General features: G+C 44.0%; 22 protein-coding genes. 9 read left to right on the top strand and 13 right to left on the bottom strand.

The annotated features are described in order from the left end of the window. Window positions 1-65 precede the first annotated feature (65 nt). Together AB4585_RS14055 and AB4585_RS14050 are read right to left on the bottom strand one after the other, a co-directional pair. Window positions 66-1,874, bottom strand: coding sequence for a DUF3413 domain-containing protein (locus AB4585_RS14055; RefSeq protein ID WP_017065981.1), 1,809 nt, complete (start codon window positions 1,872-1,874; stop codon window positions 66-68). A 28-nt stretch (window positions 1,875-1,902) separates the two neighbouring features. Further along, the gene (locus AB4585_RS14050; protein WP_004734063.1) at window positions 1,903-2,130 is read right to left on the bottom strand and encodes a YejL family protein; all 228 of its coding nucleotides are present in this window, start codon (window positions 2,128-2,130) and stop codon (window positions 1,903-1,905) included. An 84-nt stretch (window positions 2,131-2,214) separates the two neighbouring features. Here AB4585_RS14050 and yejK point away from each other — a divergent pair, with 84 nt between their 5' ends. The 3 genes from yejK to AB4585_RS14035 all read left to right on the top strand — a co-directional run bounded on the left by yejK (window position 2,215) and on the right by AB4585_RS14035 (window position 5,983). Next, a complete protein-coding gene (gene yejK / locus AB4585_RS14045) occupies window positions 2,215-3,219 on the top strand; it encodes a nucleoid-associated protein YejK (protein ID WP_372122679.1) in 1,005 nt (334 codons plus the stop codon). Between the two features lie 105 nt (window positions 3,220-3,324). Continuing rightward, window positions 3,325-4,728 (top strand): Hpt domain-containing protein, encoded by a 1,404-nt coding sequence (locus AB4585_RS14040; protein WP_102398080.1) that lies wholly within the window; start codon window positions 3,325-3,327, stop codon window positions 4,726-4,728. Between the two features lie 76 nt (window positions 4,729-4,804). Beyond that, window positions 4,805-5,983, top strand: a complete 1,179-nt coding sequence (locus AB4585_RS14035; protein ID WP_017065980.1) for a hypothetical protein — start codon at window positions 4,805-4,807, stop codon at window positions 5,981-5,983. Between the two features lie 104 nt (window positions 5,984-6,087). Here AB4585_RS14035 and nhaC read toward each other — a convergent pair whose 3' ends face one another. Further along, a complete protein-coding gene (nhaC, locus tag AB4585_RS14030) occupies window positions 6,088-7,524 on the bottom strand; it encodes a Na+/H+ antiporter NhaC (RefSeq protein ID WP_017063453.1) in 1,437 nt (478 codons plus the stop codon). Window positions 7,525-8,024: 500 nt separating this feature from the next. Between nhaC and asd the strand changes: the two genes are divergently transcribed. Continuing rightward, window positions 8,025-9,143, top strand: coding sequence for an aspartate-semialdehyde dehydrogenase (gene asd, locus AB4585_RS14025; RefSeq protein ID WP_017061186.1), 1,119 nt, complete (start codon window positions 8,025-8,027; stop codon window positions 9,141-9,143). Window positions 9,144-9,295: 152 nt separating this feature from the next. On the opposite strand, the gene AB4585_RS14020 is transcribed toward asd, so the two are convergent. Both AB4585_RS14020 and AB4585_RS14015 read right to left on the bottom strand, forming a co-directional pair. Beyond that, window positions 9,296-10,138 carry an ion transporter gene (locus AB4585_RS14020; RefSeq protein ID WP_372097979.1) on the bottom strand — a complete coding sequence of 281 codons (843 nt, stop codon included), beginning with the start codon at window positions 10,136-10,138 and terminating at the stop codon, window positions 9,296-9,298. 149 nt (window positions 10,139-10,287) lie between these two features. After that, complete coding sequence (locus AB4585_RS14015) at window positions 10,288-10,926, bottom strand: YchE family NAAT transporter (protein WP_017061184.1); 639 nt, start codon at window positions 10,924-10,926, stop codon at window positions 10,288-10,290. Window positions 10,927-11,564: 638 nt separating this feature from the next. On the opposite strand from AB4585_RS14015, the gene adhE reads away from it, so the two are divergent. Continuing rightward, on the top strand, window positions 11,565-14,270 hold the full coding sequence (gene adhE, locus AB4585_RS14010) for a bifunctional acetaldehyde-CoA/alcohol dehydrogenase (protein ID WP_017061183.1): 2,706 nt from the start codon (window positions 11,565-11,567) through the stop codon (window positions 14,268-14,270). A gap of 186 nt (window positions 14,271-14,456) precedes the next feature. Here the strand turns inward: adhE and AB4585_RS14005 are convergent, their stop codons facing one another. The 3 genes from AB4585_RS14005 to sodB form a co-directional block, all read right to left on the bottom strand. Next, a complete protein-coding gene (locus AB4585_RS14005; protein WP_017061182.1) occupies window positions 14,457-15,140 on the bottom strand; it encodes an SDR family oxidoreductase in 684 nt (227 codons plus the stop codon). Window positions 15,141-15,418: 278 nt separating this feature from the next. Further along, window positions 15,419-15,922, bottom strand: coding sequence for a VC2046/SO_2500 family protein (locus tag AB4585_RS14000; RefSeq protein ID WP_276202729.1), 504 nt, complete (start codon window positions 15,920-15,922; stop codon window positions 15,419-15,421). A 247-nt stretch (window positions 15,923-16,169) separates the two neighbouring features. Next, window positions 16,170-16,754 (bottom strand): superoxide dismutase [Fe], encoded by a 585-nt coding sequence (gene sodB, locus AB4585_RS13995; protein ID WP_004734050.1) that lies wholly within the window; start codon window positions 16,752-16,754, stop codon window positions 16,170-16,172. A 269-nt stretch (window positions 16,755-17,023) separates the two neighbouring features. Here sodB and AB4585_RS13990 point away from each other — a divergent pair, with 269 nt between their 5' ends. Then, the gene (locus tag AB4585_RS13990; RefSeq protein WP_004741702.1) at window positions 17,024-17,362 is read left to right on the top strand and encodes a Grx4 family monothiol glutaredoxin; all 339 of its coding nucleotides are present in this window, start codon (window positions 17,024-17,026) and stop codon (window positions 17,360-17,362) included. 98 nt (window positions 17,363-17,460) lie between these two features. Further along, window positions 17,461-18,090, top strand: a complete 630-nt coding sequence (locus AB4585_RS13985) for a DsbA family protein (protein WP_017061180.1) — start codon at window positions 17,461-17,463, stop codon at window positions 18,088-18,090. Between the two features lie 191 nt (window positions 18,091-18,281). Here AB4585_RS13985 and AB4585_RS13980 read toward each other — a convergent pair whose 3' ends face one another. Together AB4585_RS13980 and rnt are read right to left on the bottom strand one after the other, a co-directional pair. Beyond that, window positions 18,282-19,607 carry a Na+/H+ antiporter family protein gene (locus AB4585_RS13980; protein WP_048611564.1) on the bottom strand — a complete coding sequence of 442 codons (1,326 nt, stop codon included), beginning with the start codon at window positions 19,605-19,607 and terminating at the stop codon, window positions 18,282-18,284. A 65-nt stretch (window positions 19,608-19,672) separates the two neighbouring features. Further along, a complete protein-coding gene (rnt, locus tag AB4585_RS13975; RefSeq protein ID WP_017061178.1) occupies window positions 19,673-20,317 on the bottom strand; it encodes a ribonuclease T in 645 nt (214 codons plus the stop codon). A 188-nt stretch (window positions 20,318-20,505) separates the two neighbouring features. On the opposite strand from rnt, the gene motY reads away from it, so the two are divergent. Further along, window positions 20,506-21,387, top strand: a complete 882-nt coding sequence (motY, locus tag AB4585_RS13970; protein ID WP_017063457.1) for a flagellar protein MotY — start codon at window positions 20,506-20,508, stop codon at window positions 21,385-21,387. A gap of 95 nt (window positions 21,388-21,482) precedes the next feature. On the opposite strand, the gene AB4585_RS13965 is transcribed toward motY, so the two are convergent. Together AB4585_RS13965 and gloA are read right to left on the bottom strand one after the other, a co-directional pair. Then, entirely contained in the window at window positions 21,483-21,917 is a 435-nt protein-coding gene (locus AB4585_RS13965; protein WP_004734047.1) for a DUF2753 domain-containing protein, read from the bottom strand. Window positions 21,918-22,118: 201 nt separating this feature from the next. After that, window positions 22,119-22,535: a lactoylglutathione lyase gene (gene gloA, locus AB4585_RS13960; RefSeq protein ID WP_004734046.1), complete on the bottom strand. Its 417-nt coding sequence runs from the start codon at window positions 22,533-22,535 to the stop codon at window positions 22,119-22,121. A gap of 765 nt (window positions 22,536-23,300) precedes the next feature. Between gloA and AB4585_RS13955 the strand changes: the two genes are divergently transcribed. Beyond that, window positions 23,301-26,054: a cation-transporting P-type ATPase gene (locus tag AB4585_RS13955; protein WP_102321073.1), complete on the top strand. Its 2,754-nt coding sequence runs from the start codon at window positions 23,301-23,303 to the stop codon at window positions 26,052-26,054. Window positions 26,055-26,234: 180 nt separating this feature from the next. Here the strand turns inward: AB4585_RS13955 and nth are convergent, their stop codons facing one another. Continuing rightward, window positions 26,235-26,870, bottom strand: coding sequence for an endonuclease III (gene nth / locus AB4585_RS13950; protein ID WP_017061172.1), 636 nt, complete (start codon window positions 26,868-26,870; stop codon window positions 26,235-26,237). Window positions 26,871-26,903 lie beyond the last annotated feature (33 nt).

Genomic DNA, 26,903 nt, shown 5'->3' with positions numbered 1-26,903 from the left:
CGCTAATCCGCGATGAACCATAAAAAAGGGAAGCCATTGGCTTCCCTTTGCTGTTTGCTGATTATTTAGTCATTTTTTGTGTAGAAACGCTGTAGCTCTGTCAGGCCTTGCATCAACACAGGTAAGCGAGGGCTTACGTTTTTCAGGCGCTTGTAATTTTGGTCGTACAATTTGTAGTTACCAAATTTATCCAACACCGTTGTTTGCTGGTCAGTAACAAGAGCAAGTTCACGAGAGTCGCCCGCGAGAATCCACTTTCTGTTACGTTCATTAAACAGGCTGCGACCACTACTGAAATCTGTTGGGTTCGAAGATACACCCAATAGCTCTTGCATCAGTGTTACTGACACGTCTAGATGACTAGAACGGTGGGTGTATTCAGAAGCAGACTTGCCAGGCCAGCTGATAAACAGTGGTACTTGTAACTGATAACGACTGTAGTTGGAGTTTGCACCCCAGCTGTTGGTTTTGGTTTCGTTAAACTCAGTACCGTGGTTAGAGGTAATGATAACCACCGTGTTATCGGCAAGCTCTAAGCGTTCCAGTTCAGCGTAGATAGTTGCTAGCTGAGCATCGGCCGCTGTCGCCGACTTTTGATAGTCTGCTGCAAAACGCTCTGCTGTCGTTAGCGTAGAGTCCGACTCTGAACTTGAATCGTAGCTGGCGAAGTTATCCAGTGTGGTTAATTCAATAAAGTTAAACCAAGGGCGTTTAGCTTGCGGTGATTGAATCCAGTTAGACCAAGCTTTTATGGCACTCTGGTCATCATAAGTTGCTTGCTCTGGCATCACATCACGGCCTCGGAAGATGATATCCGAGTACAGTGCATCACTAAAGTTGTCGCCACTGAAAGCAGCGAACTTGTAATCGTGATTCTCTAAAACATCGAGCAATACTGCGCTTGACCCCTGAGCTTCAATGCTGCTTGCGTAGCTGCTCGGTAGGCCGTAGAACAAGCCAAAAATACCAAACATATCGTTACTTGAACTGTAGTGGTTGGTGAAGTTGATCGACTGTTGTGCGTAGGCATAGCTGTTTGGCATCGCTGTCGCATTAAGAGCGTCAGAGCGAAGGTTGTTCACACTCACCATCAGGATATTAAGATCATCACTGCGGCGGTTGTATTGAATTTTTTCTAGCGGGTAGCTAACTAGGTTTACATTCTCTTTGTTCGCTTCTAAACGCTCAAGGTACTCTTCACGGTCTAATAGGCCATGTTTTTCCATAAAGCTTTTCGCTGTCATTGGGTAAGACAGTGGGAAGTTCGCTTTCTGGCTAGTAATTGGGTTATAGAAGTACGCATCAGCCCACATGTAGGTCAAGTGGCTGCTGATGAAACACAAGAAGAAGACGGCAGTAATCGGACGGCCAATGTGTTTATGAGACAGTTTACGCTGCTTACGCCAAACCCACTCAGATAGACCGAGTTGCAGCAAGAAGATAAGCGGCATAACAATGAAGAGGTGCTGCAAATCAGACGTGAATGCAGATTCCTCTCCACTGAATAAAACCTCCCACACGACAGGCGTCAGGTGGAGGTTTATATTTTGATACGTTTGGGTATCAATCAGTAGGACAGTTAAACCTATGGTCGCGAAGATAACGGCAACCAAACGTAATAACTTCCTCGACGGAAGAATAAAAGTGAGCGGGAACAGCACTAATAGATAGAGCGCGAACACTAAAAAGCCAAAATGACCAACCCACGATGCAGCCAAATAGAATTGGCCTAGCAAGGTTTCTGGCCAAGCAGATTGAGTAATATAACGAGTACCAATCAACATCGCAGCAATGATGTTGAAAAATGCAAACCAGTGACCCCAACCAACCAGTCGAGATACACGATCGCTATATGAGTTTGCGCTGTCTACCATTTATAATTCTTTTATCCGTCAATCAAATTTAGTGAGACTTTTTATCTTCAAGAGAAGAAATTAAAGCCTCGGCAAATTTTTCAGCAATTCCTTTGCGTTGTGAAGCAGCAACATTCTGATTTAAGACATTGGTTGCGATATTTCCAGCGATCATCAGTGAAAGTTCTGGCGAAGCTTTGTGCTTAGTTAGTACAGCACCTACTTCAGCTAGGATTTTTTCAACTTGATCATCTGTGTATTTAGATATAATCGGCATAAGGACTCTAATAATGATAGTAAAAGCGGCTTATGATAACCTACTATGCACGACAACTGAAACCTGAACGGTAATATTTTCACTATGAGCCTTCACCTTTCCAACGTAATTTTACACCAGCTGAGCAAGAACGATCAGGATGAGCTGATTGTTAACTATCGTGCTGAATCTCTAGAAAACGATGCTTCATCTGAAAGCCTAGTTGCTGAACTTCACCGTGTTTTTAATTCAAAAGCAGGCAAAGGGTTTGGTTCTTTCAAATCTGACAGCGAATTCCAGCAGTGGTTGCATCAACTTCGTGCTGGTGAGACAAACTTTTACGATTTTTCTCAAAAGAGTGCGCAACGTCTAAAAGACGAACTATCAAAGTACCCATTCGCTGACGAAGGTATCTTGGTAATGGCTGAATATCAGTCACTTGCAACAGATTACCTTTTCATTGGTTTATTGCCTTCAAACCAAAGCCTAAAGGTAACTGAAGGGCTTGATATTAGTGCGACTGACTACCTTGATATCTCAAAAATGGATATCGCGGCTCGCCTAGACCTTTCTACTTATGAGACTGATAAAGAGTCAAACCGTTACTTAACTTATATTAAAGGACGTGTTGGCCGTAAAGTCGCGGATTTCTTCTTAGATTTCTTACAAGCTGAAGTCGGTTTGGATGCGAAACAGCAGAACCAAGTACTGATGCAAGCGGTAGAAGACTTCGTTTCTGACTCTAAATTAGAGAAAGAAGAAGCGATCAGCTACAAAAAGCAGGTTGCGGATTACTGTAACGAGCAGCTTAAAGCGGGCGATGAAGTACAAGTTCGTGAACTTTCTGGTGAGTTGCCAGCAAGCACAGGTGGCACAAGCTTCTTTGACTATACTAGTGAGCAAGGCTACGAGTTAGAAGACAGCTTCCCAGCCGATCGCGCAACTATGCGTAAACTAACAAAATTTGTTGGTGCTGGTGGCGGTTTGAATGTTAGTTTTGATAGTCTGCTTCTAGGCGAACGTATCTTTTACGATCCGGAGACAGACACGCTAACGATTAAAGGCACTCCACCGAACTTACGTGACCAACTGACTCGCAATAAGTCATAGTCCGAAGTTAACGGATAAAAGCGGCAGCAGGACGTTGTCGCTTATTTTGTGCTTAATCTTTTAGCTACGGTCATGGCTTCAAGTTAACACGCACAAGGAATATAGATGGAACAATCAGTAGCAAAGCCCAAACGCTTTAAAAAACCAGCCACCTTTTTGGTTGTGCTCTTGGCTCTGTGGTTACTTCCTTCATTGGCTCTTCTTAATCTAAGCCGTTCCTACACCAATTCTCTAGCTCAAATCGAAGAGCTCGGTATTCGAGTCAACGAATTGAGGCAATCGCTTTATTTCTCAGAACCGCTTCGAGTCTCTCGTATCAATGATCTCGCACTCGATGCTCAGTTGGTTTATTCGATCCGACTGCAGATTGAATCTGATTTCCAACACGCCTTGTTTCGTCCTGATGTCAACCAACTGTTGTACGTAGCTGATCAGTTCCTAGAAAAGTTCGATGAGTTCATTCCAATAGAAAGCCAAGTTCAAGACATCGTTGATAACATTAAGATCTTGCGTGCTGATAAAGAGCTTTCCCCTCAGCTAAAACCGCTCCTCAACGAATTCGGTGTTGTGGTATTTGAAGCAATGTACTCTGAAAATCAAAGTTCGTCAGCGACTTATCGCGCCTTTGATTCCATTCTAGAAAAATCTTATTCCTTAGAAAACGAAGAACAAGATGCACTCCAACAACTACTGGCTGATGCGTCAGCATTGTTGAGTGATTACGCTCAGCTTAACTATTTGGTTGATAAGATTAAGAAAAACTCAGTAAATGAACAGATCATAAAACTCGAAGCTGAGTTCCATGATCGTCAATTCAACCTATTGTTGGTGATGCTAGGCTTAAGCTTGGTGGCGATGAGCGGGATAGTGTTTTGGGGCGTTAGGTCCACAAAAACGATGAAAGAAGCAGACCAAGAACTCAGCTCTGAACTAGAAATTAATTCAAGTAAGGAAGACGCTTCTTATAGCGATGTTGTTTCCTCAGCAGTGAAACAAGCAGATAGTGACGCTTATGTATCCGAGAACAGGCCAACGCGCCAGTCTTCCGACTCTCAACCTCCGCAGAGCGTTAATGTTACAAGCCAACCCGTTGTACCGCAATACTCTATTCAGCAAGTCCCTGAACAGGCGCCAGTAGTAGAGAAACACGTTGCCAGTGTCACAGATTCAAAGCCTGCGATTGATATCGAAGACATGTTAGAAACGCTCGATGGTGATGCTGAGTCTGTTGAACTCTTGCTTGGTGTGTTTGTACAAGACCACGCAGGTGACTACGAGAAGTTTAAGTCTTTGTTGACCAAAGATGAAACCTCCGCGGCTCGCATTGTACATAGCTTAAAAGGCGTGGCTGGCAGTATTAAAGCGTCTCGGTTAGCCATCATTGCCGCAACCATTGAAATGACAATGAAGCAGTCCAGAGCGATCAGTGAACATGATTTAGCTGAACTAGAGCAGGCTATAAAAGCCTCTGTGGATTCTGCTCATGAATATTTAGACAGTCAGCGTTAACTTTTACAGGATTTTTGACAATACTCTGACGAAGCGCTCATACAATCAGCGCCCTTAGTCTTTGTCAGAGGTTTATATGTTACGAGTTTCGAGTCGAAGTTGGATGGTGTTGGTGCTTAGCATTGTGCTAAGTGGTTGTTCTCTCTTAGAAGTTAAGTTAGATAGTCAAACGACGCCTCTCACTCAACAAGAGTTAAATGCTCGGATCATGACGCGTGAATACGCCAAGATGTTCTTTACACGAGTAGAAGATTCGGCCGATCTCATCGCGCAATCTTACCCTGCTGATGACACCTTACATCAATCTTATGTGTTGCTTTGGAAGATCCATGCAGAGCAGGGCTTACAACAAGCGGCTTACCAAACTTCCCCTATGTCTGCGTTAATTGACTCGTGGGTTTTCACTGCCCAAATGAATCAGTTTTATAGCCAAGGCGACGGCGCGGATCTGTTCGCGACGGATGATGCAGTAGAGACCGCTCGTTTTCTTGATCAAGAAGCCGAGAAGCTGGCAAAGGGTGTATTGAGCTCGAGTGATTTCAAAAACAGCAAAGCGTTCGTTGCGCAGTTTTCTGCTAGCCACCCATTTAAAGACCTCACATTCAGAAGCACACCTGCTTACCGTGAATGGCTAAATTACCTTGGTAAAGACGAATCGCAAATCGTTCAGAGCTTAGGCACCATGCCAGAAGCAATGAGTGACGCATCTGATCGTTTAAGCCTTATGGCTGACCAGACACCAAAACTGATGTCGTGGAAGGCGGAGTTGGTTGCATTGAATAGCTCACTAACGGGTGAAGACCTATCGATGACGCTGGAAAGCCTTCGTCAAACATCAGCAAGCATGCAAGACTTCATTGAGAACAATCCGGAGTACATGCAAACACTGGCTTCTATTATGTCGACAGAAATGCAACCATTGCTCAACGACCTCAGTGATAAAACCGACCAAAAATTAGCGATGCTGAGTGATGAACGTGTGGCATTAGAAAAAATGGTGACACGTGAGAGAGAAGCTCTAGTAGAGATGATTGCGAAAGAGCGCATCGAGATTGCCGGCATTGTGACTTCAGAAAGAGAACTGTTCACGCAAGACCTTGATCGCGTCTCTCAAGAGGTGGTGGTACTGGCGATTGATAAGCTAATGGAGTTAATCAAAGGTGTGATTATCTACTTCATCCTGTTTATCTTAGTAGTGTTCTTTGCACCGTTAGGCATCGGTTACTGGTTGGGTAAACGAACCGCCAATAAATAGATAAATAAGTAAATCAGCAGATCAAAAAAGAGCGCTCTAGGGCGCTCTTTTTGCATTTATCCATTAACGTTTTGAGTTACGTTCGAAAGCGTTAGCTCCTGAACTTAAGCTTGTTGCTTGCTTAACTCGGTCGCTTCTTCAGCTTCAAACGCTGGTGCTGTTGGTTCACACTTATCAACGAACCAACCCATGTAAGATGTCACGATAGTCACGATGATACAGATGAAGCTTAACCACATGAAGGGTGCGTAAGACAGCGTCGCAACACCAAGAATACTCGCCATGTAGATACCGTTATCACTCCAGGGAACCATACCCGACGTTAGCGTGCCACCAAACTCAGCATTACGAGATAGGTTCTTACGCTTGTAGCCTAAACGGTCGTAGTTTTTCGCACAGATTTTTGGCGTAAGGATTAACGATACGTACATTGCAGAACCGAACACGTTACCCATGAAGGCCGTACCAATTGTGCTCGTCGCTAGTGAGCCTGCGCTGTTTACGCGGCGCTCAAACACCTTAGCGATTGTCTCTAGTACGCCCACTTTATCCAGTAAGCCACCGAAACCTAGACCAAATACGATAACCGCAACTGAACCTAGCATTGAAGACATGCCGCCACGGTTAAGAATCGAATCAATAAACTCTACGCCAGATGAGATTGAGAACGGTGCCCAAGCAGTGTTGAATGCCGTTAGGAAGTCGATATCTTGGATCATGACTGCCCAGATAATACCCAGCAGAGAACCAAAACTGATGACCGGGAATGAAGGCATACGGAAAGCCAACAGACCAAGCACGATAAGTACCGGAACGAATGAGTAAGGCGTGATGTAGAACTGAACTTCCATTGCTTTGATTACAGAGTCTACTTGGCTCATGTCAACGTTGCCCGCGTAGTGGAAACCAAACGCAGTAAACATGATGCCTGTAATCACGTAGCTGATTAACGCAACTGGAAGCATGCCCTTGATGTGTTCAACCACTTCAACACCAGACATTGAAGAAGCCAGAATCACTGAATCAGAAAGAGGAGACATCTTGTCACCGAAGTAACAGCCTGACAGCACGGCACCTGCAGTAATCGGTGCTGGAACACCTAGGCCTTGGCCGATACCCATCATCGCGATACCTGCTGTACCCGCAGCACCCCAAGAAGTACCGGTCGCCAATGCAGTTAGAGAACAGATGATCATGGTCGCTAAAAGGAAGATAGAAGGGTGGATAGCTTTCAGACCATAGTAAATGATAGTAGGTACGATCCCGCCTGAGATCCAAGTACCAACAAGAGCGCCAACGGCTAAAAGTATTAAAACCGCGCCTAAGCCATTGGATATTCCTTTGAGTGCTGCTTTTTCTAAGTCTTTGTATTGGTGTCCAAGACGAATACCAAGAACCATGATAATGAACCAGCCAATATACAAGGCAAGTTGAATTGGAAGGTCAAGCTTTGCAGTAAAGGAAAAAGCAAGGGATAGAAATAGTCCTAACGCGATGAATACCTGCAATAGGTTCGGTAGGCGAGTTTTACTCTGCTTCATAAAAGCCTCTTGTGATTTCGAGCATTTATAGTGCTTCGTTATAGTGTGTGGTGCAAAACGGACACTACAGTAATTAGTTTATTATATCGAAAAAATACGCCCAAGTTGTGATATTTGACTGTTAACTCAATCAATTGTGGTTTCATAATCTAAATTTTTGTTACATTCATGATTGTTACATGTTGAAATCTGTCGCACGTTGTTTTCGTTTTGTAAAATAAAACTCTGATTAACCTTGGTTTAAAAGAGGGATTTACTGTTTGTGATGAGCGTCGATTGAATCGACTTTGGCGATGTAAATGTTTGAATTTGACGATAATGGACGCTTAATCAATGAGGTGGAGATGGAATGTCGATACAGAGATAACTGCACGATTCATTACGTTCACTTAAAAGAAACGAAAAAGTTACACTTTTTGACAAAAAGCACTTGAGTTCTGTTTCTGAAAAACTTATAGATGGGGGAGAGCAATTTTTAATTTATACATGGAGAGTGAGCGATGAGAGTAGGTCTAGTTGGTTGGCGCGGTATGGTTGGTTCTGTACTGATGCAACGTATGGTTGAAGAGAAAGACTTCGACTTGATTGAGCCTGTTTATTACAGCACATCTCAGATTGGTATTCCTGCCCCTGTTTTAGGTGGTAAAGATGCGGGTCTACTTCAAGACGCTTTTGATATTGATAGCCTAAAACAGCTTGATGCTGTGATTACCTGTCAAGGCGGCGATTACACATCAAAAGTATACCCAGCACTGCGTCAAGCAGGTTGGAAAGGTTACTGGATTGATGCAGCATCTACTCTGCGTATGGATGCTGATTCAATCATCACTCTTGATCCTGTTAACTTGGCTCAAATCCAGCAAGGCATTCACAGCGGCACCAACACGTTCGTTGGCGGTAACTGTACTGTGAGCTTAATGCTTATGGCTCTAGGTGGTCTGTACGAGAAAGGCATGGTTGAGTGGATGAGTGCCATGACTTACCAAGCAGCTTCTGGTGCGGGTGCTAAGAACATGCGTGAGCTGATCTCACAAATGGGTGTGATCAACGACAGCGTAAGTTCTGAGTTAGCAAACCCTTCAAGCTCAATTCTTGATATCGATAAGAAAGTGGCTGATACGATTCGTTCATCTTCATTCCCAACAGACCAATTTGGTGCTCCGCTTGCAGGCTCACTGATTCCTTGGATCGATGTGAAGCGTGAAAACGGTCAGAGTAAAGAAGAGTGGAAAGCCGGTGTTGAAGCGAACAAGATTCTTGGTCTAGATGGTCAGCCAATCCCAATTGATGGTACTTGTGTACGAATCGGTGCAATGCGTTGTCACGCTCAAGCACTAACGATCAAGCTTAAGCAAGACGTGCCAATGGACGAGATCGAAGAGATCATCGCAACGCACAATGATTGGGTTAAAGTGATTCCTAATGACCGCGACATCACGGCACAGGAGCTAACACCAGCGAAAGTAACAGGCACAATGTCTGTACCTGTCGGTCGTCTGCGTAAGATGTCGATGGGTAACGACTTCCTAAACGCCTTCACGGTTGGTGACCAACTACTTTGGGGTGCTGCAGAACCACTACGTCGTACTCTACGCATTATCCTTGCTGAGAAATCGTAATAGGCAAGATTGCTTAAATTCTATTAGCTGATAAACCGAAAGGGTTGACGACAAACGTCAACCCTTTTTAGTTTATTGCTACCTCGTTATTCGGCCCTCGAAACTGCCCTTAAATCTCTTCGCATCTCGCTACTCGAATCTCGTGTCTGCTTTTATTTCTCGTCGGTGACGACACGCTTGTCTGGATCCGCTAATTCGCTAGCACAGTGCTTGCAATACATGGCGTCTGAATCATGACCCGCTCGGTTACAATTCGGGCACTTAACCAACTCTTTGTGCGAGTTCATCTCATTACTGAGTTCTGCAGTAATGATCCCGGTTGGCACTGCTAAGATAGAGTAACCCAATAGCATGGTCAGTGATGCTATGGCTTTACCAAGCGCGGTCTGCGGCACCATGTCACCATAACCTACCGTAGTGATAGTCACGATGGCCCAATAGATACTGTGAGGAATACTGGTGAAGCCATTGTCAGGACCTTCAATAACAAAGATCAAGGCGCCAAAGATAACCACCAAGATGCCGACGGTGCTAAAGAAGATCATTATCTTTCGTCGTGCCATTAATAGTGAGCGCAACAGAATATTGGAATCTTGCAGGTAGCGAACCAGCTTTAGAATTCGGAAGATACGCATCACACGCAGCAGTCTCACCACACCCATAAATGAAGCGCCTGGGAAGATGATTGCTAGGTAGGTCGGAAGAATCGCCAATAGGTCAACGACACCATAAAAACTGGTGGCGTAAGATTTTGGCTTTGGGGAGCAATAGAGCCTTAACAAATACTCAAGAGTGAAGAGTGCAGTGAAGGTGTATTCGATATAACGCAGCTGTTGTGACCATTCGGTCATCACATTAGGGATGGATTCTAAGATCAGAACCAACAGCGAAGCCAAGATTGCAACGATCAGAGTTATATCAAATGCACGTCCGGCTGGCGTGTGAGTACCAAAGATAATGACGTACAAATGATGCTTGAGTGGCTTGCGTGACATAAGGAGAGGTTCGTCTTCTGTTAAATGCATTAACAGTCATTATACAAGCTTCATAATAACGAGGCGAGTGAAAGCCCAATTGCTTTACTCGCCTCATCTATATTTCAATATTGTTGCCCTTTATAGAGCAACCGAAATGTTGTTAAACGTTATGCCAAGCCTGGGAACAGATTACGTAGGCCATTGGCGATGAACTCGATGCCCAATGCGCCAAGAATCAGACCCATGATACGAGTGATCACGTTGATACCCGTTTGACCTAAAAAGCGAACGATAACCGGCGCTGAACGGAACAAAAGCCAAGAGCACGTTGCGAATGCGATGATGCTAATGCCGATGCCGACCGTATCAATAGCAGCAGGGTAGCGAGAACCATAAACAATGGTCGAGCTGATTGCACCTGGGCCTGCCATTAGCGGCATAGCAAGTGGAACAACGCCGATCTGCTCTTTGCTGATGTATTCAGACTTCTCTTGTTTGTTCTGCTTATCTTCACCGAGCTTACCGCTCATCATCGAAAATGCGATGCTCAATAACAGTAAGCCACCAGCAACGCGGAATGAATCCAACGAGATGCTAAACATATCAAGAAGCATTTGCCCTGCAACAAGTGACATAATCAAGATCACGGCAACAGCAATATTTGCTTGTAAGGCTGTCCTGTTCCTCTCTTCTGGCGGCATATGAGCAGTAAGAGAAACAAAAACAGGCATGATGCCGATTGGGTTTACGGCAGCAACAAGCCCAAGGAAGAATTGCATAAAAATTGCGAGTTCTAAGCCTTGCATGAGAGCGATCTCCAGTTAGCGTACTTAAGGTTGAAGGGTTGATCTGTGAATAGTTTAGGCGCGTAATGTAAGGGACAAACTCAATTTACGCGAATGAAAAAAACTAACTTGAAATGGGTGATTCTTTTTAGAAAAACTAATTGAATCTCACTTTTGTTTTAAGCCTGTTGCAAGCTAGCTGGTAGTGTTTCATTTTGTAATTTATTATTGAGTAACTGTTAACCGACGCACGAAATTAATAAAAATTATGTCAGAATCTAGCCCGTACAACGCTATGGATATACTCTCAGTAGCACGAATATAGCTGTATACATGTAATTTAACGGACTAAAAATGAAACTTTTTTACAGTTTATTACGCTATGTAGAAAAAAGTTGTCTGTTTGCTTGTTTTTTGCGCGAACGAAAAGTGTGAGTTTAATCTATATAAATCATGCTCTTAAGTTCATTTTTGCGATTGCCTTACTACTTTCTGGTTAATTCTTTTTGGGTAACTGATCTGGGTCAATTTTTTTCACACAGTGAAATAATATACTCAGCCCTGAAAGCAATTTACTAAGAACGCTGGTGTTTAAGGTTAACGGCAAGCAGCGAATTTAATAAAAAGTTTTTAATATTTATTATTTTAGGAGATCCACCATGCCTGTAACTAACTTAGCGGAACTTGATGCTCTAGTAGCTCGCGTTAAAGCAGCACAAGAAGAGTTTGCAACATTCTCTCAAGAGAAAGTAGACGCAATCTTCCGCGCAGCTTCTCTTGCTGCTAACCACGCTCGTATTCCACTTGCTCAACAAGCAGTTGCTGAATCTGGAATGGGTATTGTTGAAGATAAGGTTATCAAAAACCACTTTGCATCTGAATTTATCTACAACAAATACAAAGACGAAAAAACATGTGGCATCTTAGAAGAAGATGACAACCTAGGCACAATGACTATCGCTGAGCCTGTAGGTATCATCTGTGGTATCGTTCCAACAACGAACCCAACTTCTACAGCAATCTTCAAATCTCTAATTTCTCTTAAGACACGTAACGGCATCATCTTCTCGCCACACCCACGTGCAAAGAACTCAACTAACGACGCAGCGAAACTAGTTCTAGACGCAGCTGTTGCAGCTGGTGCTCCAAGAGACATCATCGGTTGGATCGACCAACCATCTGTAGAGCTTTCTAACGCGCTTATGAAGCACGACGGTATCGCACTTATCCTTGCTACTGGTGGTCCAGGCATGGTTAAAGCAGCATACTCTTCTGGTAAGCCTGCTATCGGTGTTGGTGCTGGTAACGTTCCTGTCGTTATCGATGAAACAGCTGACATCAAACGTGCTGTAGCATCTATCCTTATGTCTAAGACTTTCGATAACGGCGTAGTATGTGCTTCTGAGCAAGCTGCAATCGTAGTTAGCGAAGTATATGACGAAGTTAAAGAGCGTTTCGCTTCTCACAAAGCTCACGTTCTATCTAAAGCTGACGCTGATAAAGTACGTAAAGTTCTGCTTATCGACGGCAACCTAAACGCTAAAATCGTAGGTCAACCTGCTCCAGCAATCGCTGAAATGGCTGGTGTTAAAGTTCCTGCTGATACAAAAGTACTTGTAGGTGAAGGTCTTGGTAAAGTTTCTTACGATGACGAATTCGCTCACGAGAAACTATCTCCAACTCTAGGTCTATTCCGCGCAGATGACTTCGAAGACGCAGTTGCTCAAGCGGTAACTATGGTTGAAATCGGTGGTATCGGTCACACATCTGGTCTTTACACTAACCAAGATACTAACGCAGACCGCATCCGTTACTTCGGTGACAAGATGAAGACTGCTCGTATCCTAATCAACATCCCGACTACTCACGGTGGTATCGGTGACCTGTACAACTTCAACGTTGCACCTTCTCTAACTCTAGGTTGTGGTTCATGGGGTGGTAACTCTATCTCTGAGAACGTAGGTCCTAAGCACCTTATCAACAAGAAAACTGTAGCGAAGCGAGCTGAAAACATGTTGTGGCACAAACTACCTAAGTCTATCTACTTCCGTCGTGGTAGCCTTCCAATCGCAATGAGCGACCTAGAAGGTAAGAAACGCGCATTCCTAGTAACTGACCGTTTCCTATTCAACAACGGTTACGCAGATGACGTAGTTAGCTTGCTTAAAGCACAAGGCATCGAAGTTCAAACTTTCTTCGACGTAGAAGCGGATCCAACGCTATCTGTTGTTGAGAAAGGCGCTGAAGCAATGAAGAGCTTCCAACCTGACGTAATCCTTGCTCTAGGTGGCGGTTCTCCAATGGATGCTGCTAAGATCATGTGGGTTATGTACGAGCACCCAGAAACTCACTTCGAAGAACTAGCAATGCGCTTTATGGACATCCGTAAACGTATCTACAAGTTCCCTAAAATGGGTCAAAAAGCTGAGCTTGTATGTATCACTACAACTTCAGGTACAGGTTCAGAGGTTACTCCATTCGCTGTTGTTACTGACGACAAGACTGGTGCTAAATACCCACTAGCTGATTACGAAATCACGCCAAACATGGCTATCGTTGATGCGAACCTAGTAATGAACATGCCTAAGTCTCTAACAGCGTTCGGTGGTTACGATGCAGTAACTCACGCTCTTGAAGCTTACGTATCTGTTCTAGCGAACGAGTACTCAGACGGTCAAGCTCTTCAAGCTCTTAAGATGCTTAAAGAATACCTACCATCAAGCTACAAAAATGGTGCGGCTGACCCAATAGCTCGTGAGAAAGTACACAACGCAGCAACTATCGCTGGTGTAGCATTTGCGAACGCATTCCTAGGTGTGTGTCACTCAATGGCTCACAAAATTGGTGCTGAGTTCCACCTACCACACGGTCTTGCTAACGCACTACTTATCTCAAACGTTGTACGTTACAACGCGAACGATAACCCAACTAAGCAGACTGCATTCTCTCAGTACGACCGTCCACAAGCACGTCGTCGTTACGCTGAAGTTGCTGACCACCTAGGCCTAAGCCAAGCTGGTGACCGTACAGCTCAGAAGATTGAACGTCTACTGACTTGGTTAGAAGAGCTTAAAGTTGACCTAGACATCCCACTATCTATCCAAGCTGCGGGTGTTAACGAGTCTGACTTCATCGCTAAACTAGACGAGCTAGCTGTTGAAGCGTTCGATGACCAGTGTACAGGTGCTAACCCACGTTACCCTCTAATCACTGAGCTAAAAGAAGTTCTAACAACTTCTTACTTCGGCCAACCATACGTTGAAGGCGAAACTTTCGAAGGTACTACAGTTATCCTTAAGAAAGCAGACCAAAAGCCAGCTGAAGCGAAAGCGCCAAAAGCTAAAAAAGAAAAAGCTAACGCATAATAAGTAAGCATTAGTTTTGAGATAAGTTTTCGCTAGCACGATACTTATCTATCGGGAAAAGATGAAAGCCCCAGTCGAGAGACTGGGGCTTTTTTTATGTTTGGTTCGTTTGTAAAACGGATTGAGAGGCAATAGCTCTGCTACTTAATATGAGCTGAGCCAGTCATGTTCAATTGGAATAGGGAGTTAAACCTCTGCCGCGACAACTCGCCCACTGAAGTAGTCATTCGAGACAATGTATTCGGTTGTTCTGGTCAGCTCGTCTTGCAGCTGCGCCCAGTGACATCGGTTGAGCTTGCCATCGGAGTTATGAACGGCGGGAACAACGCCACCGACTCGAATGCCAAAGGGAGTCAGCTCTTTCGCCCAACTATGGGTAAAGCCAGTGATCATTGAGTTTGCGCTCTCTAAGCCAGACACATCGTGAAAGTCATCATGAGATATCACATTAACAATCACGCCTTCCTTATCTTCCTCTCGCAATCTCTCAGCACTGATTTGCCCAAATGCGAACAGGGTCGATGCCATCGATGAGAGATCATTAATAAAGCTGCTCACAGGCTGATCGCCAATTAGGCTAGGCATTGGGGAGCTTATCCAGTTATTGACCAGCACATCGGGTGTCGTGTTGAAGGTGGTTTGAATAAAATCATATACGCTGAGAATCGCTTGGCTGTCATTGCCTTTGAGCGTGTAGTGGTAAACAGAGTCAGAAAACCGGGCACACTGTAGATACGTCGCTTTAAGTGCTTCCGTGTCTTTATCACAAAGGATGACGGTGGCTCCAAGGTTAACAAAGTGGTTCGCAATCGCCCCCCCCAGTCGCGAGCCGGCAGATGTCACCAATATGATTGAGCTTTTTATTTCCATCCCAGTACCTAAACAAATCGTCCATGTCGGATAAGGATGGGTTAAAATTTATACAACTGGTGTGAATTGGTTCAAACTAAGGTGTGCCAATTAATAAGTTTTTATGAACTTAGTGGCACGTCACATTTTGTAGTAACTTCAAGCGGTAACCGACATCAGGTGTTTTTAGGTTGCCTAAGGCTAGTGGTTCATATCATTCGTGTGAATACTTTGAAGTGTGCGAGTTAGTCGAAGAAGAGCTATGGATAGACAGCGAAAAAGGGAAAGGTAGGTGATCGCTATACTTGAGCTTGAATTTGATACCGACGTTGCGCGGTGGTTAGCTCATTGTAGAGCGTGGCATGTGGCAAATCAGGTAAATGCTTGTTTGCGAGTTTGCGTCGGTCATGACCAGAAAGGTTTTGGTAAACCTCTTCGGGTAAGTCGGCTGTATCTTCAGGCATGAAGGCAAGCGCTTCAGGTTTCAAGTAATGGCTGAGTTTGGCGCTGGCAAGGCTAGCTTGATGAAAATGATTAGATTGCTGAGCTGAAATCTCATATGAAGACTGGTTTGAACGCAGTTGTTGAGGTTCTGCTACGCCAAATTGTTTGCGCAGGCGATCTTCATTTGTCTCTGTGATTTCAATGGTGTCAATTGGCGTGCAATCACGGACATCATTAGAAAACATAGATAACAGCAACGCGAAATCTGCACGGCGACCTTGCTCAACCGCTTGGCTGATCCCGATGCCGAACTTCAGTTCGTTGATGATTCCTGCTTTGTCTAAAGTATGTATTTGCATGTCGCCTCTCATTGGATACACCTTTAACGGCATGGAGTCGGCAAACTTTAGTGTTTAATTACAGGCAAATAGAGAATTTATGTAGGGTTGGGAAGAAGGCTATCAATAGTTCGAGAAGTAAGCGCTATTGGCGGGTTTATTACGAAATGTTTAGATTTTGTGGAACACGACAGATACAAAAAAGCTCACGCCGAGGCATGAGCTTTCAATAGATAACTCGCTATAAATAGCGCAGCGTAAGCAATAATTACTTAGCTAGGTTCTCTTCTACGAAAGACCAGTTTACTAGGTTCCAGAATGCAGCCATGTAGTCAGGGCGAACATTGCGGAAATCGATGTAGTAAGCGTGTTCCCATAGGTCAACAGTTAGAAGTGGAGTAACACCTTCTTCTGTTAGAGGAGTAGCAGCGTTAGAAGTGTTAACGATGTCTAGAGAACCGTCAGCTTTCTTAACTAACCAAGTCCAAGAAGAACCGAAGTTGTTGATTGCTGAATCAGTGAATTTCGCTTTGAATTCTTCGAAAGAACCGAATGCAGCGTTGATAGCTTCTGCAACAGCGCCAGTTGGTTCGCCGCCCGCTTTAGGAGCAAGACAGTGCCAGTAGAACGTGTGGTTCCAGATTTGAGCAGCGTTATTGAAAACACCACCAGTAGAAGTCTTAACGATCTCTTCTAGTGTTTTGCCTTCAAACTCAGTACCTGGGATAAGGCCGTTTAGCTTAACAACGTAAGTGTTGTGGTGCTTACCGTGGTGGAAATCTAGCGTTTCTGCTGAGATGTGTGGTTCTAGCGCGTCTTTCGCGTAAGGAAGAGCCGGTAGTTCAAATGCCATTGCTCAATTCTCCATTGATATGAAAGAGTTAACTCTTTCGATTGCTTCCAGTGATATTATTATTCATGGCTCGCTATACTGCCAACCATGGTCAATTTGCTGACTTGCGATATAGTTTAGCAAGTTTTTACTTTATTAAAAGCTTATTTCATCACTTTTGTGTGAATTGTTAGCTTAGCTTGTTAACCGCTTTTTTTATATGGTTTTTATTCTTTTAGTTTGGGGTAGAATAAAGGCAATAAAAGCCGTAATCCATTAACGAGGAAGCAATGGAAACTATCGATAAAATCAAACAGCAAATTGAAGAAAACACTATTCTACTGTACATGAAAGGTTCTCCTAAGCTACCTAGCTGTGGTTTCTCTTCTCAAGCGTCTCAAGCTCTAATGGCATGTGGCGAAAAATTTGCTTACGTAGATATCCTACAAAACCCTGATATCCGTGCAGAGCTTCCTGCTTACGCACAGTGGCCAACTTTCCCACAACTTTGGGTTGAAGGTGAGCTAATTGGTGGTTGTGACATCATTCTTGAGATGTTCCAAAAAGGCGAACTTCAGCCAATCATCAAAGAAGCAGCGGCTAAAGTTGCTGGCGATGACGCTGAATAAGTTCTAGCCTTTGCGCTGAATAGTTAAAATGAGGGGCCTTAATCAGGCTCCTTTTTTGTTTGAATTGATCGAATCATTGACTCGATAAGGAATGAACAATGAACGTAAAACTTCATTATGTGCATGATCCAATGTGCAGCTGGTGTTGGGGTTACAAGCCAACACTTGAGTTATTGAAACAACAATTGCCTGCGAGCATTGAGTTTAACTATGTAGTGGGTGGTTTGGCCCCGGATTCTGATGAGCCAATGTCAGAAGAGATGAAAGGCAAGCTGCAAGCGATTTGGAAGCAGATCGAAGCTAAGTTGGGTACTGAGTTTAACCATGATTTTTGGACAGAGTGCCAACCTGTTCGCAGTACTTACCCTGCGTGCCGTGCCGTGATTGCTGCAGGTTTTCAAGACCACTACGAAGCGATGCTTGAAGCGATTCAACATGCTTACTACCTTCGTGCGATGTTGCCACATAGCCAAGACACACATTTGCAGTTGGCTGAAGAGCTAGGTATGAATGTTCAACAGTTTGAAAATGACCTTTCTAGCAAGTTATTGGAAAGTGAGTTAGATGACCAGCTAGGCTTTAAAGAAGCGATGGGTGTATTTTCTTACCCGACCTTAATGCTTGAAGTGAACGGCATCTTTAGTGAAGTTGAATTGGATTATCATTCAACGGAAGCGACGCTTAAGTCTATTCGCGAAATTTTAGTGAGTAATGCTCCCGCTGCGTAATTCAGCGAGGGTCATCTGTATTCGCAATGATTTCTAAGGCTTACTCATCAGAGTAAGCCTTTTTTGTTTGGTGTCGCTAGTTCAATGAGAGTGAGCGGAAGGAAGAGTAGAATGAATCTCAGAGACAAAAAAGACCGCACGAGGCGGTCTTTATAAAAGTGAGCGTAGGACTGTTTAACTACAGAACCTAATTACAGAACCATGGCTGCAATCCAACCGAATACGATCAGTGGGATGTTGTAGTGCAGGAACGTCGGTACTACGGTTTCCCATACGTGCTCGTGTTGACCATCAGCATTTAGACCAGACGTTGGACCTAATGTTGAGTCAGAAGCCGGAGAGCCCGCATCACCAAGTGCAGCAGCTGTACCTACTAGAGCGATTGTTGCCATTGGCGAGAAGCCAAATGCTGCTGCTAGTGGAACGTAGATAGTTGCAAGGATTGGAATCGTAGAGAACGAAGAACCAATGCCCATAGTAACCAATAGACCAACAATTAGCATAAGTAGTGCTGCTAGAGGCTTGTTGTCGCCGATGCTTGTTGAAAGTGCTTCAACCAGAGATTCAACGCCACCTGTTTGCTTCATAACTGCCGCGAAACCTGCCGCTGCAATCATGATGAAACCGATCATTGCCATCATGTGAACGCCCTTGGTGAAGACATCTTGTGTCTCTTTCCAAGCAATGACGCCACCGAAGGTAAATACCATGAAACCCGCTAGAGCACCGATGATCATAGAGCCCGTCGACAGTTGAACTGTTAGCGCAGCTACGATACCCGCCGCTGCAACTAAGATGTGCTTCTTGTTGATCTCTTTCACTTCTGTTGAAACAACAGTGTGAGAGGTTTCTTTGTATTGGCGAGGCTTACGGTAAGTAAAGAATACTGCAGTAAGGAGACCGAAGATCATGCCTGCTGCTGGTAACAACATTGCCATAGGTACTTGGCTTGCTACAACGTTTTCAAGACCATTGTCGTGAAGGTTTTTAAGCAGGATGTTGTTTAGGAAGATGCCGCCAAAACCAATTGGTAACACCATGTAAGGCGTAATCAGACCAAAAGTAAGTACACACGCAACTAGACGACGGTCTAGGTTCATTTTTGCGAATACGCCTAGTAGAGGTGGGATTAAGATTGGGATGAAGGCGATATGTACTGGAATCACGTTTTGCGAAGACATGGTCACTAAGATCAACGACGCAAGGATGCCGTATTTAAGACCAGTCGATGCCGCACTGTTCTCTTTGCCGTGAATGCGTTTGATAACACTTTGAGCAAGGAGATCTGTGATACCAGAACGTGAGATAGCAACAGCGAATGTTCCAAGCATAGCGTAGCTAAGTGCAATCGTTGCACCGCCGCCTAATCCACTTTCGAAAGCCGCGACTGCGTCGTTCAAGCTCATACCAGAGGCTACGCCACCGATAATTGCACTGAACGTCAGAGCAACGACTACGTTTACACGCATCAAAGCTAAAACAAGCATGATGCAAACTGAAATTACAACAGGATTCATATTATTCTCGGGATGTTGTGTTTTTTATGAAGGCAATACGAGTGAACGTTTACCGACTCTATTTTTTATTCTTCGTCAACAAGAGGCCAACCACCAAGGGCTTTCCATTTGTTTACAATGCCGCAAAATAACTCTGTGGTTTTTTGCGTATCATACAAAGCAGAGTGTGCTTCTTTGTTGTCAAATTCCATCCCTGCAGTGCGGCAAGCTTTAGCCAAAACGGTTTGACCGTAGGCAAGACCACTAAGAGCTGCAGTGTCAAAAGTAGCAAATGGATGGAAAGGGACGCGTTTAAGCTTACAGCGCTCACTTGCCGCATTAACGAAGTTCAAATCGAATGTAGCGTTGTGAGCAACCATGATTGCGCGACTGCAATCTGAAGCTTTTTGTTCTTTTCTCACTAGCTTGTAGATTTCTTTAAGGGCTTCTTGTTCCGACACAGCACCACGTAATGGGCTAAATGGGTCTTTAATTCCGTTAAAGTCTAATGCTGCCTGCTCTATATTTGCGCCTTCAAAAGGCTCAATGTGAAAATGAAGCGTTGATGCAGGGTGCAGATCTCCGTTCTCATCCATTTTTAATGTAATGGCACAGATTTCTAATAATGCATCGGTTTCAGCGTTAAACCCTGCGGTTTCCACGTCGATGACCACTGGAAAATAGCCGCGAAAGCGTTTTTTTAGGGTCAGAGCTTCGTTTTCTACAGTCATGTTAGCCCAAATAAGTGTGATTAAGGCTGCATTATTGCAGATAATAGCAGTGATAAAAACTAGGGAAGGGCAATAAATCATAAATTACCTAACCCATTACGGCTTGATAATTGCATATTTGAACGTGAGAGAAAAATGCGGCAATTGGCTGCATTGTTAAACGAATTGCTTAAGAGATACTCCACTTTATGAAGAAACAACTCATAACAGGTTCAATGCTATTTTCGCTACTTGTGTCGTCATCGGTCATGGCACAAGAAAAGCGTTACGGAGCATCTCCTCAACAGTCGACATGGGAGATGGTGGCCAACACGCCACTAGAATGTCGCTTGGTTCACCCAATTCCAAACTTTGGTGATGCTGAGTTCTCATCTCGCGCGAGTAAAAAAATCATTTTGGACTTTGAGCTTAAAATGCGTCGCCCAATGGGTGCTACGCGTAATGTCAGCTTGATTTCGATGCCGCCACCTTGGCGTCCGGGTGAAAGTGCTGATCGCATGACAACCATTAAGTTCTTCCAACAATTTGATGGCTATGTCGGTGGTCAAACAGCTTGGGGCATCTTGAGTGAGTTGGAGAAAGGGCGTTATCCGACATTCAGCTACCAAGAGTGGCAGAGCCGAGATCAACGTATCGAAGTGTCGTTGTCGTCAGTGCTATTCCAAGAAAAATACAATGTGTTCAGTGACTGTGTTGCTAATCTGCTGCCTTACAGCTTTGAAGATATCTCTTTCACTATTTTGCATTACGACCGCAACAGCGATCAGCTGAATAAATCGTCGCGTAAAAGGCTGAGCCAGATTGCTGATTACGTTCGCTATAATCAAGACATCGACCTTGTGCTGGTGGCAACGTACACCGACTCTGTCGACAGCAAAGGGATTAGCCAAAACCTTTCAGAGCGCAGAGCGGAATCGTTAAGAGAGTACTTCAAATCTCTAGGCTTGCCAGAAGATCGTATTCAAGTACAAGGCTATGGTAAGCGTCGTCCGATTGCAGACAATAACTCGCCAATTGGTAAAGACAAGAACCGACGTGTTGTGATCTCTTTAGGTCGTACACAGGTTTAAGCTAAACAATAGCTTGTTTTGAAATGACAAAGCCCGTCTTGATGACGGGCTTTTTTATGTTTTAGATTTGGAGTCGTTGTTTGGACGTAACTTGTTTAGTTCAAGCGGAAGCGGGCGATCATTTCACAGTTGGTCGCGGTATCGATCTTCTCCACCATAGAGGCAATTTTAGGGTTTGGGTGGCGTTTCATGAAATCGATCAGCGCTTTCTTACAGCAACCAATAGAATCGATAAAGCTTGAACATTGGGTATTAGGGCACTGAGGGATCAGTGTGAGTACCTTTTCGGAAGCCAGTTGAAGATACTTGAGCTCGTATTCAGTGTCGCCAGCCCAACGCCAGAATTGAGCAAGATTGTGGCAAGAAATCACCGAGATCAGTAAGCGTTCATCGGCTTGAATATCGGTGCGTTCTGTAATTTCTTCACTTAAGTTCAAAGCCTGCTGATAATGAAGAATACTTCGTACAGGATCGTCGAGCTGCAATGCAGTATCGGCAAGTAACGTGTGTTTTTCCCATTCGCTAATCATTGTATTACCTCATTAATCAATAGGTGATTAATTTAAATGATAATCATTATCATGTAAAGTTTCATCAATGAGATTATTAAGAATAATTGGTGAAGAATATCGATTATGGGGAGAGTGATAAAAAAAGAAGCGAGCATAGTGCTCACTTCTTTTTTCATTTCATCAGGCGTTCAAACTCAACTTCTCAAAGAGGTTAAGGAATTAACCTTCTAGACCTGCGCTTGCTTGTTTGTTCTGAATCAGCTCAATCATGTAGCCATCAGGATCTTTAACGAACGCAATGTGTGTAGAGCCGCCTTTAACCGGACCCGCTTCTCGCGTTACGTTGCCGCCAGCTGCTTTAATCGCATCACACGTTGTGTAGATGTCATCCACACCGATAGCAACGTGACCAAAAGCAGAGCCAAGGTCGTATTCCGTGGTGCCCCAGTTGTAAGTCAGCTCAATCACTGCGCCTTGAGATTCGTCGCCAAAGCCAACGAAAGCCAGTGTGTATTCGTACTCTTTGTTTTCGTTCTTACGTAATAGCTGCATGCCCATTACATTGGTGTAGAACTCGATAGACTTGTCTAGATCACCCACGCGTAGCATGGTGTGTAAAATACGACCGTTTGACATGATTTGCTCCTAGCTTGTTATTGGTTGTTTCTTTTATAGCACTATATATGAGCAAGCTCATAAGCAACACCAAAGAGATGATGAGTTTGGTCATATTTTCTTATTCTCATCATCTATCTTACTCTCCCCCTCTGCCTTTTTTCTTATTTGTATTACAAGAAATTAAAGAGAGACGGCCTTATTAATTTGTCAGTCACTAGCGCTTAATTCGCAGTTTTGCATAAATAGTAAGTTTGAGTGTTGGTCTTTTTTGTAATGGCCAAGAATGGCCTTGGTTGTTGAATTGTGACTTATATCTCCATCTTGTTGCTGATTTCCTTTCGTTTTTACAATTGGCATCTAACTTTCCATTTTATCAATTTATGATTACGCCAACATTTCCCTGTTTATAGAAAGGTTATTCCGATGTTTTACTTCGTTATTAAGGAATTTTCGATAAAATACGCCGATAACCAATGGTTTTTACGAAAGTGCAAAGGGTGTCTATTTTTTGTGCTTATCTTTTTTAAACAATAGTTTGGGCTTGTATTGTTTGTTTTATGTTTGATGTTTGATGTGGTTGTGTTTTCAAAGTAGTTGTCAAGTGTGTATCAAGTGTATCTTTTGCGATCTTTGCTAAATAGACAATCCTTACTATATAGTTTTTCAAGCGCACCAAATCGACTAAATATTCACTTTTGATTTGTGCGATTTTTCTATCACATAAGAATAAGTATTATTTTATTACATTAGCCTCGGCGTGAGGCATTGATGTGGAGTACTCAAATGACGAGTAAATGGTTTACACAACAAAGTTCAGATGTTTTAAACGAACTGAACGCAGATCAAACGACAGGTTTATCAACTTCTGAAGCGGATGCACGCTTAGAGAAGCACGGCACTAACGAACTGACTGCACAAGAGTCAGCTTCTGCGTGGGAACTGTATATTCATCAATATAAAAACCCACTGATTTTTATTCTAGCTGTTGGTGCAATCGTTTCTTGGTCTACTGGCCACGCGATTGATGCTATTGCTATTGCAGTGATTATCCTTATCAATACTGGTATCGCGTTCTGGCAAGAATTTAAAGCTCAGAAAGGGATGGAAGCGCTAAAAGAAATGGCAGCTCCAGAAGCCGAAGTGATGCGCGATGGTAAATGGATCAGTGTTCCAGCTAAAACCCTCGTTCCTGGTGACATCATCAAAATTAATACTGGCGATATTCTGCCTGCTGATGTTCGTATTCTTGAGTCAAACCGTCTGACGGTAGATGAGGCTGCACTGACCGGTGAATCTGAGCCAGTGAATAAGCAGTCTGAACGCCTTGAAGATGAGACCCTTGGTCTTGGCGATCAGAAGAACATGGGCTTCATGACAACAATCGTGACTACAGGTACAGGCCTTGCTGTGGTAACAAGCACAGGTATGCAAACTGAAGTTGGTCACATCGCTGATATGATGAACCAAACGGAAGAGACGAAAACACCAATGCAAGAGCGTATGGACACCATCGCACTCGCATTATTGGTTGTTGCTCTTGTGGTTGTTGCTATTGTTTGTGCTATCGGTGTTTACCACGGTATGCCATGGTTAGAAATCCTAACAACAGGTATCTCTTTATCGGTTGCCGCTATTCCTGAAGGTTTACCAACGGTGGTTACTATCGTATTAACGATGGGCTCGACTAAGATGGTTAAGAATAATGCTTTGGCTAAACAGCTAGCAGCAATCGAAACGCTTGGTTCTACAACCGTTATCTGTTCAGATAAAACCGGTACGCTAACACAAAACCAAATGCAGGTGATGAAAGCGTACGATGTGTCTGGTCGTTACTGGGATGTGTCAGGTAAAGGTTTTGATCCTAAGGGTGAATTCATTACCAAAGGTCACAATGTCGAAGCGACAAACAGCCCTGCAATGATGAAAGGTCTTGTTGTTGCAACGCTTTGTAACGATGCTGAATATGTAAATGCTGATGGTAAATGGACGGTTCGTGGCAACCCGACAGAAGGTGCACTAATTGTTGCAGCTGCAAAAGCAGGTCTTAAACAAGATGAAATGCTATCAACGGGTGGCTACTCAATCGTTAAGAAGTTCCCGTTCGATTCTGGTCGTAAGATGGCTTCTGTTATCGTTCGTGACCCACAAGGTAAGCACTTCCTAGCATTGAAAGGTGCGCCAGATGTTGTTCTTGGTAAATCAACCAGCTTCATGGTTGACGGTGGTTTCGTACCAACGGTTGGCTGTGAAGTTTCAGGCAACTTGGCTCTCGATACCGCACCGTCTCAAGAGCTTCATTTAAACTTTGAAGCGGCAATCCAAACCTTTGGTGGTGATGCTCTGCGTACACTTGCCGTTGGTTTCCGTGAATTAAAAGAAGAAGAGCTTGAGTTAGATTTCCCTGAGCTTGAAAAAGACGTCAGCATCCTGGGTATCTATGGCATCATGGATCCACCACGCCCAGAAGTACGCGATGCAGTAAATAGCTGTTATAGCGCTGGTGTTCGTACGGTAATGATTACCGGTGACCACGCAGTCACGGCAGCAGCGATTGCTCGTGAAATCGGAATCATCCGTAGCGAAGACGATCTAGTGGTAACGGGTGCTGAGCTTGACCAAATGGATGACGAGAAGCTGTTGTCTATCTGTTCTCAGGTTGCAGTATTTGCCCGTGTTACTCCAGAGCACAAGCTGCGTATCGTAAAAGCGCAGCAAGAGAACAATGAAGTTGCCTCTATGACCGGTGACGGCGTGAACGATGCGCCAGCACTGCGTCGTGCAGACATTGGTGTTGCGATGGGTATTACAGGTACGTCTGTTGCGAAAGACTCAGGTGACCTTATCCTGTTGGATGACAACTTCAGTACTATCGTGAAGGCGGTACGTCAGGGTCGTCAAATTTTCGATAACCTACGTAAGTTTATCCGCCAAGCACTTACAGCGAACGTGGGTGAGGTTTCGGTAATCCTATTTGCATTCCTACTCATGGGACCAGATGTAGTACTTCCGCTAACTCCACTAATGATTTTATGGGTTAACCTCGTTTCTGATGGTCTACCAGCACTCGCACTCGGTGTTGAGCCAGAAGAGAAAGATCTCATGGAGCGTAAGCCAGGCAAACGTGACCAAGGCTTCTTCTCTAATGGTCTAGGCGCTCGTATCCTAACTCGTGGTCTCGCATTAGGTGGTCTAAGCTTTGTGACATTCTCTTACGCACTCGACGGTGGTTACAGTGCTCAATACGCACAAACCGTTGCGTTTTTAACACTGATCTTTGCTCAACTTTGGAGCTTGTTCGATGCACGTACGTTTACAACGATTTATCGTAAGAATCCGTTCACTAACCACTACCTACTTGGTGCGGTGGCAGTATCGGCTATCTTGTCTTTAAGCGTTGTGTACACAAGCTTCGGTCAGTTGGTATTCAGCACAGAAGCGCTAGAGTTTAATCACTTAATATCGTTAATCTTCATTGCAGCAGTACCAACATTTGTTCTATCTGCTATCAAAGAAGTGACTAAAGTGGAGTTTATCTAAGACAGACTTCTTAGCTAAATAATTGAATCCCGCCATAAAAGGCGGGATTTTTTATGCCTGTTGTCTTGGGAACGCAGAATTAGAAGTGAAAACTTATGTAGAGGCGGATTCTAGAGAGTGGCAATAAAAAAGCAGCGCTTTAAGCGCTGCCGTATTGATTAATCGTTGTGAACGGAAAGACTAATCTTCGCTCTTTTCTTTGAATTCACAGAGGTCTTCAATGATACAGCTGCCACAGCGTGGCTTACGTGCGACACAGGTGTAACGTCCATGAAGAATGAGCCAATGGTGGACATCCAGTTTGAATTCTTTTGGGATAACTTTAAGTAGTTTTGCTTCGACATCGTCGACGGTTTTACCCATCGCTAGCTTAGTGCGGTTTGATACACGATAGATGTGAGTATCAACGGCAATGGTTGGCCAACCGAATGCGGTATTTAACACTACGTTTGCTGTTTTACGACCGACACCTGGAAGGGCTTCTAATGCAGCGCGATCTTCCGGTACTTCACCATTATGTAGGTCAAGCAGCATACGACACGTTTTGATGGTGTTTTCTGCTTTTGAGTTAAATAGGCCGATGGTCTTGATATACTCTTTTAAGCCATCAACACCTAGGTCGAAAATTGCTTGCGGAGTGTTGGCTAAAGGGTACAGCTTATCCGTCGCCTTGTTCACGCTGACATCGGTTGCTTGTGCAGACAATAGAACGGCAATCAGCAGCTCGAATGGGCTGTTCCAGTTAAGCTCAGTCTCTGGCTTTGGATTGTTTTCTCTTAAACGCTCAAGTATTTCTACTCGTTTTACATTGTTCATAGCGACATTACTTTCAAATAGTTAGGGCATGAA

This window comes from Vibrio sp. 10N.222.49.C9, from assembly GCF_041474985.1.
Classification (GTDB): Bacteria; Pseudomonadota; Gammaproteobacteria; order Enterobacterales; family Vibrionaceae; genus Vibrio; species Vibrio crassostreae_C.
The sequence above is the reverse complement of the archived record's forward strand: the minus strand, read 5'-3'. Positions and strand labels throughout refer to the sequence as shown.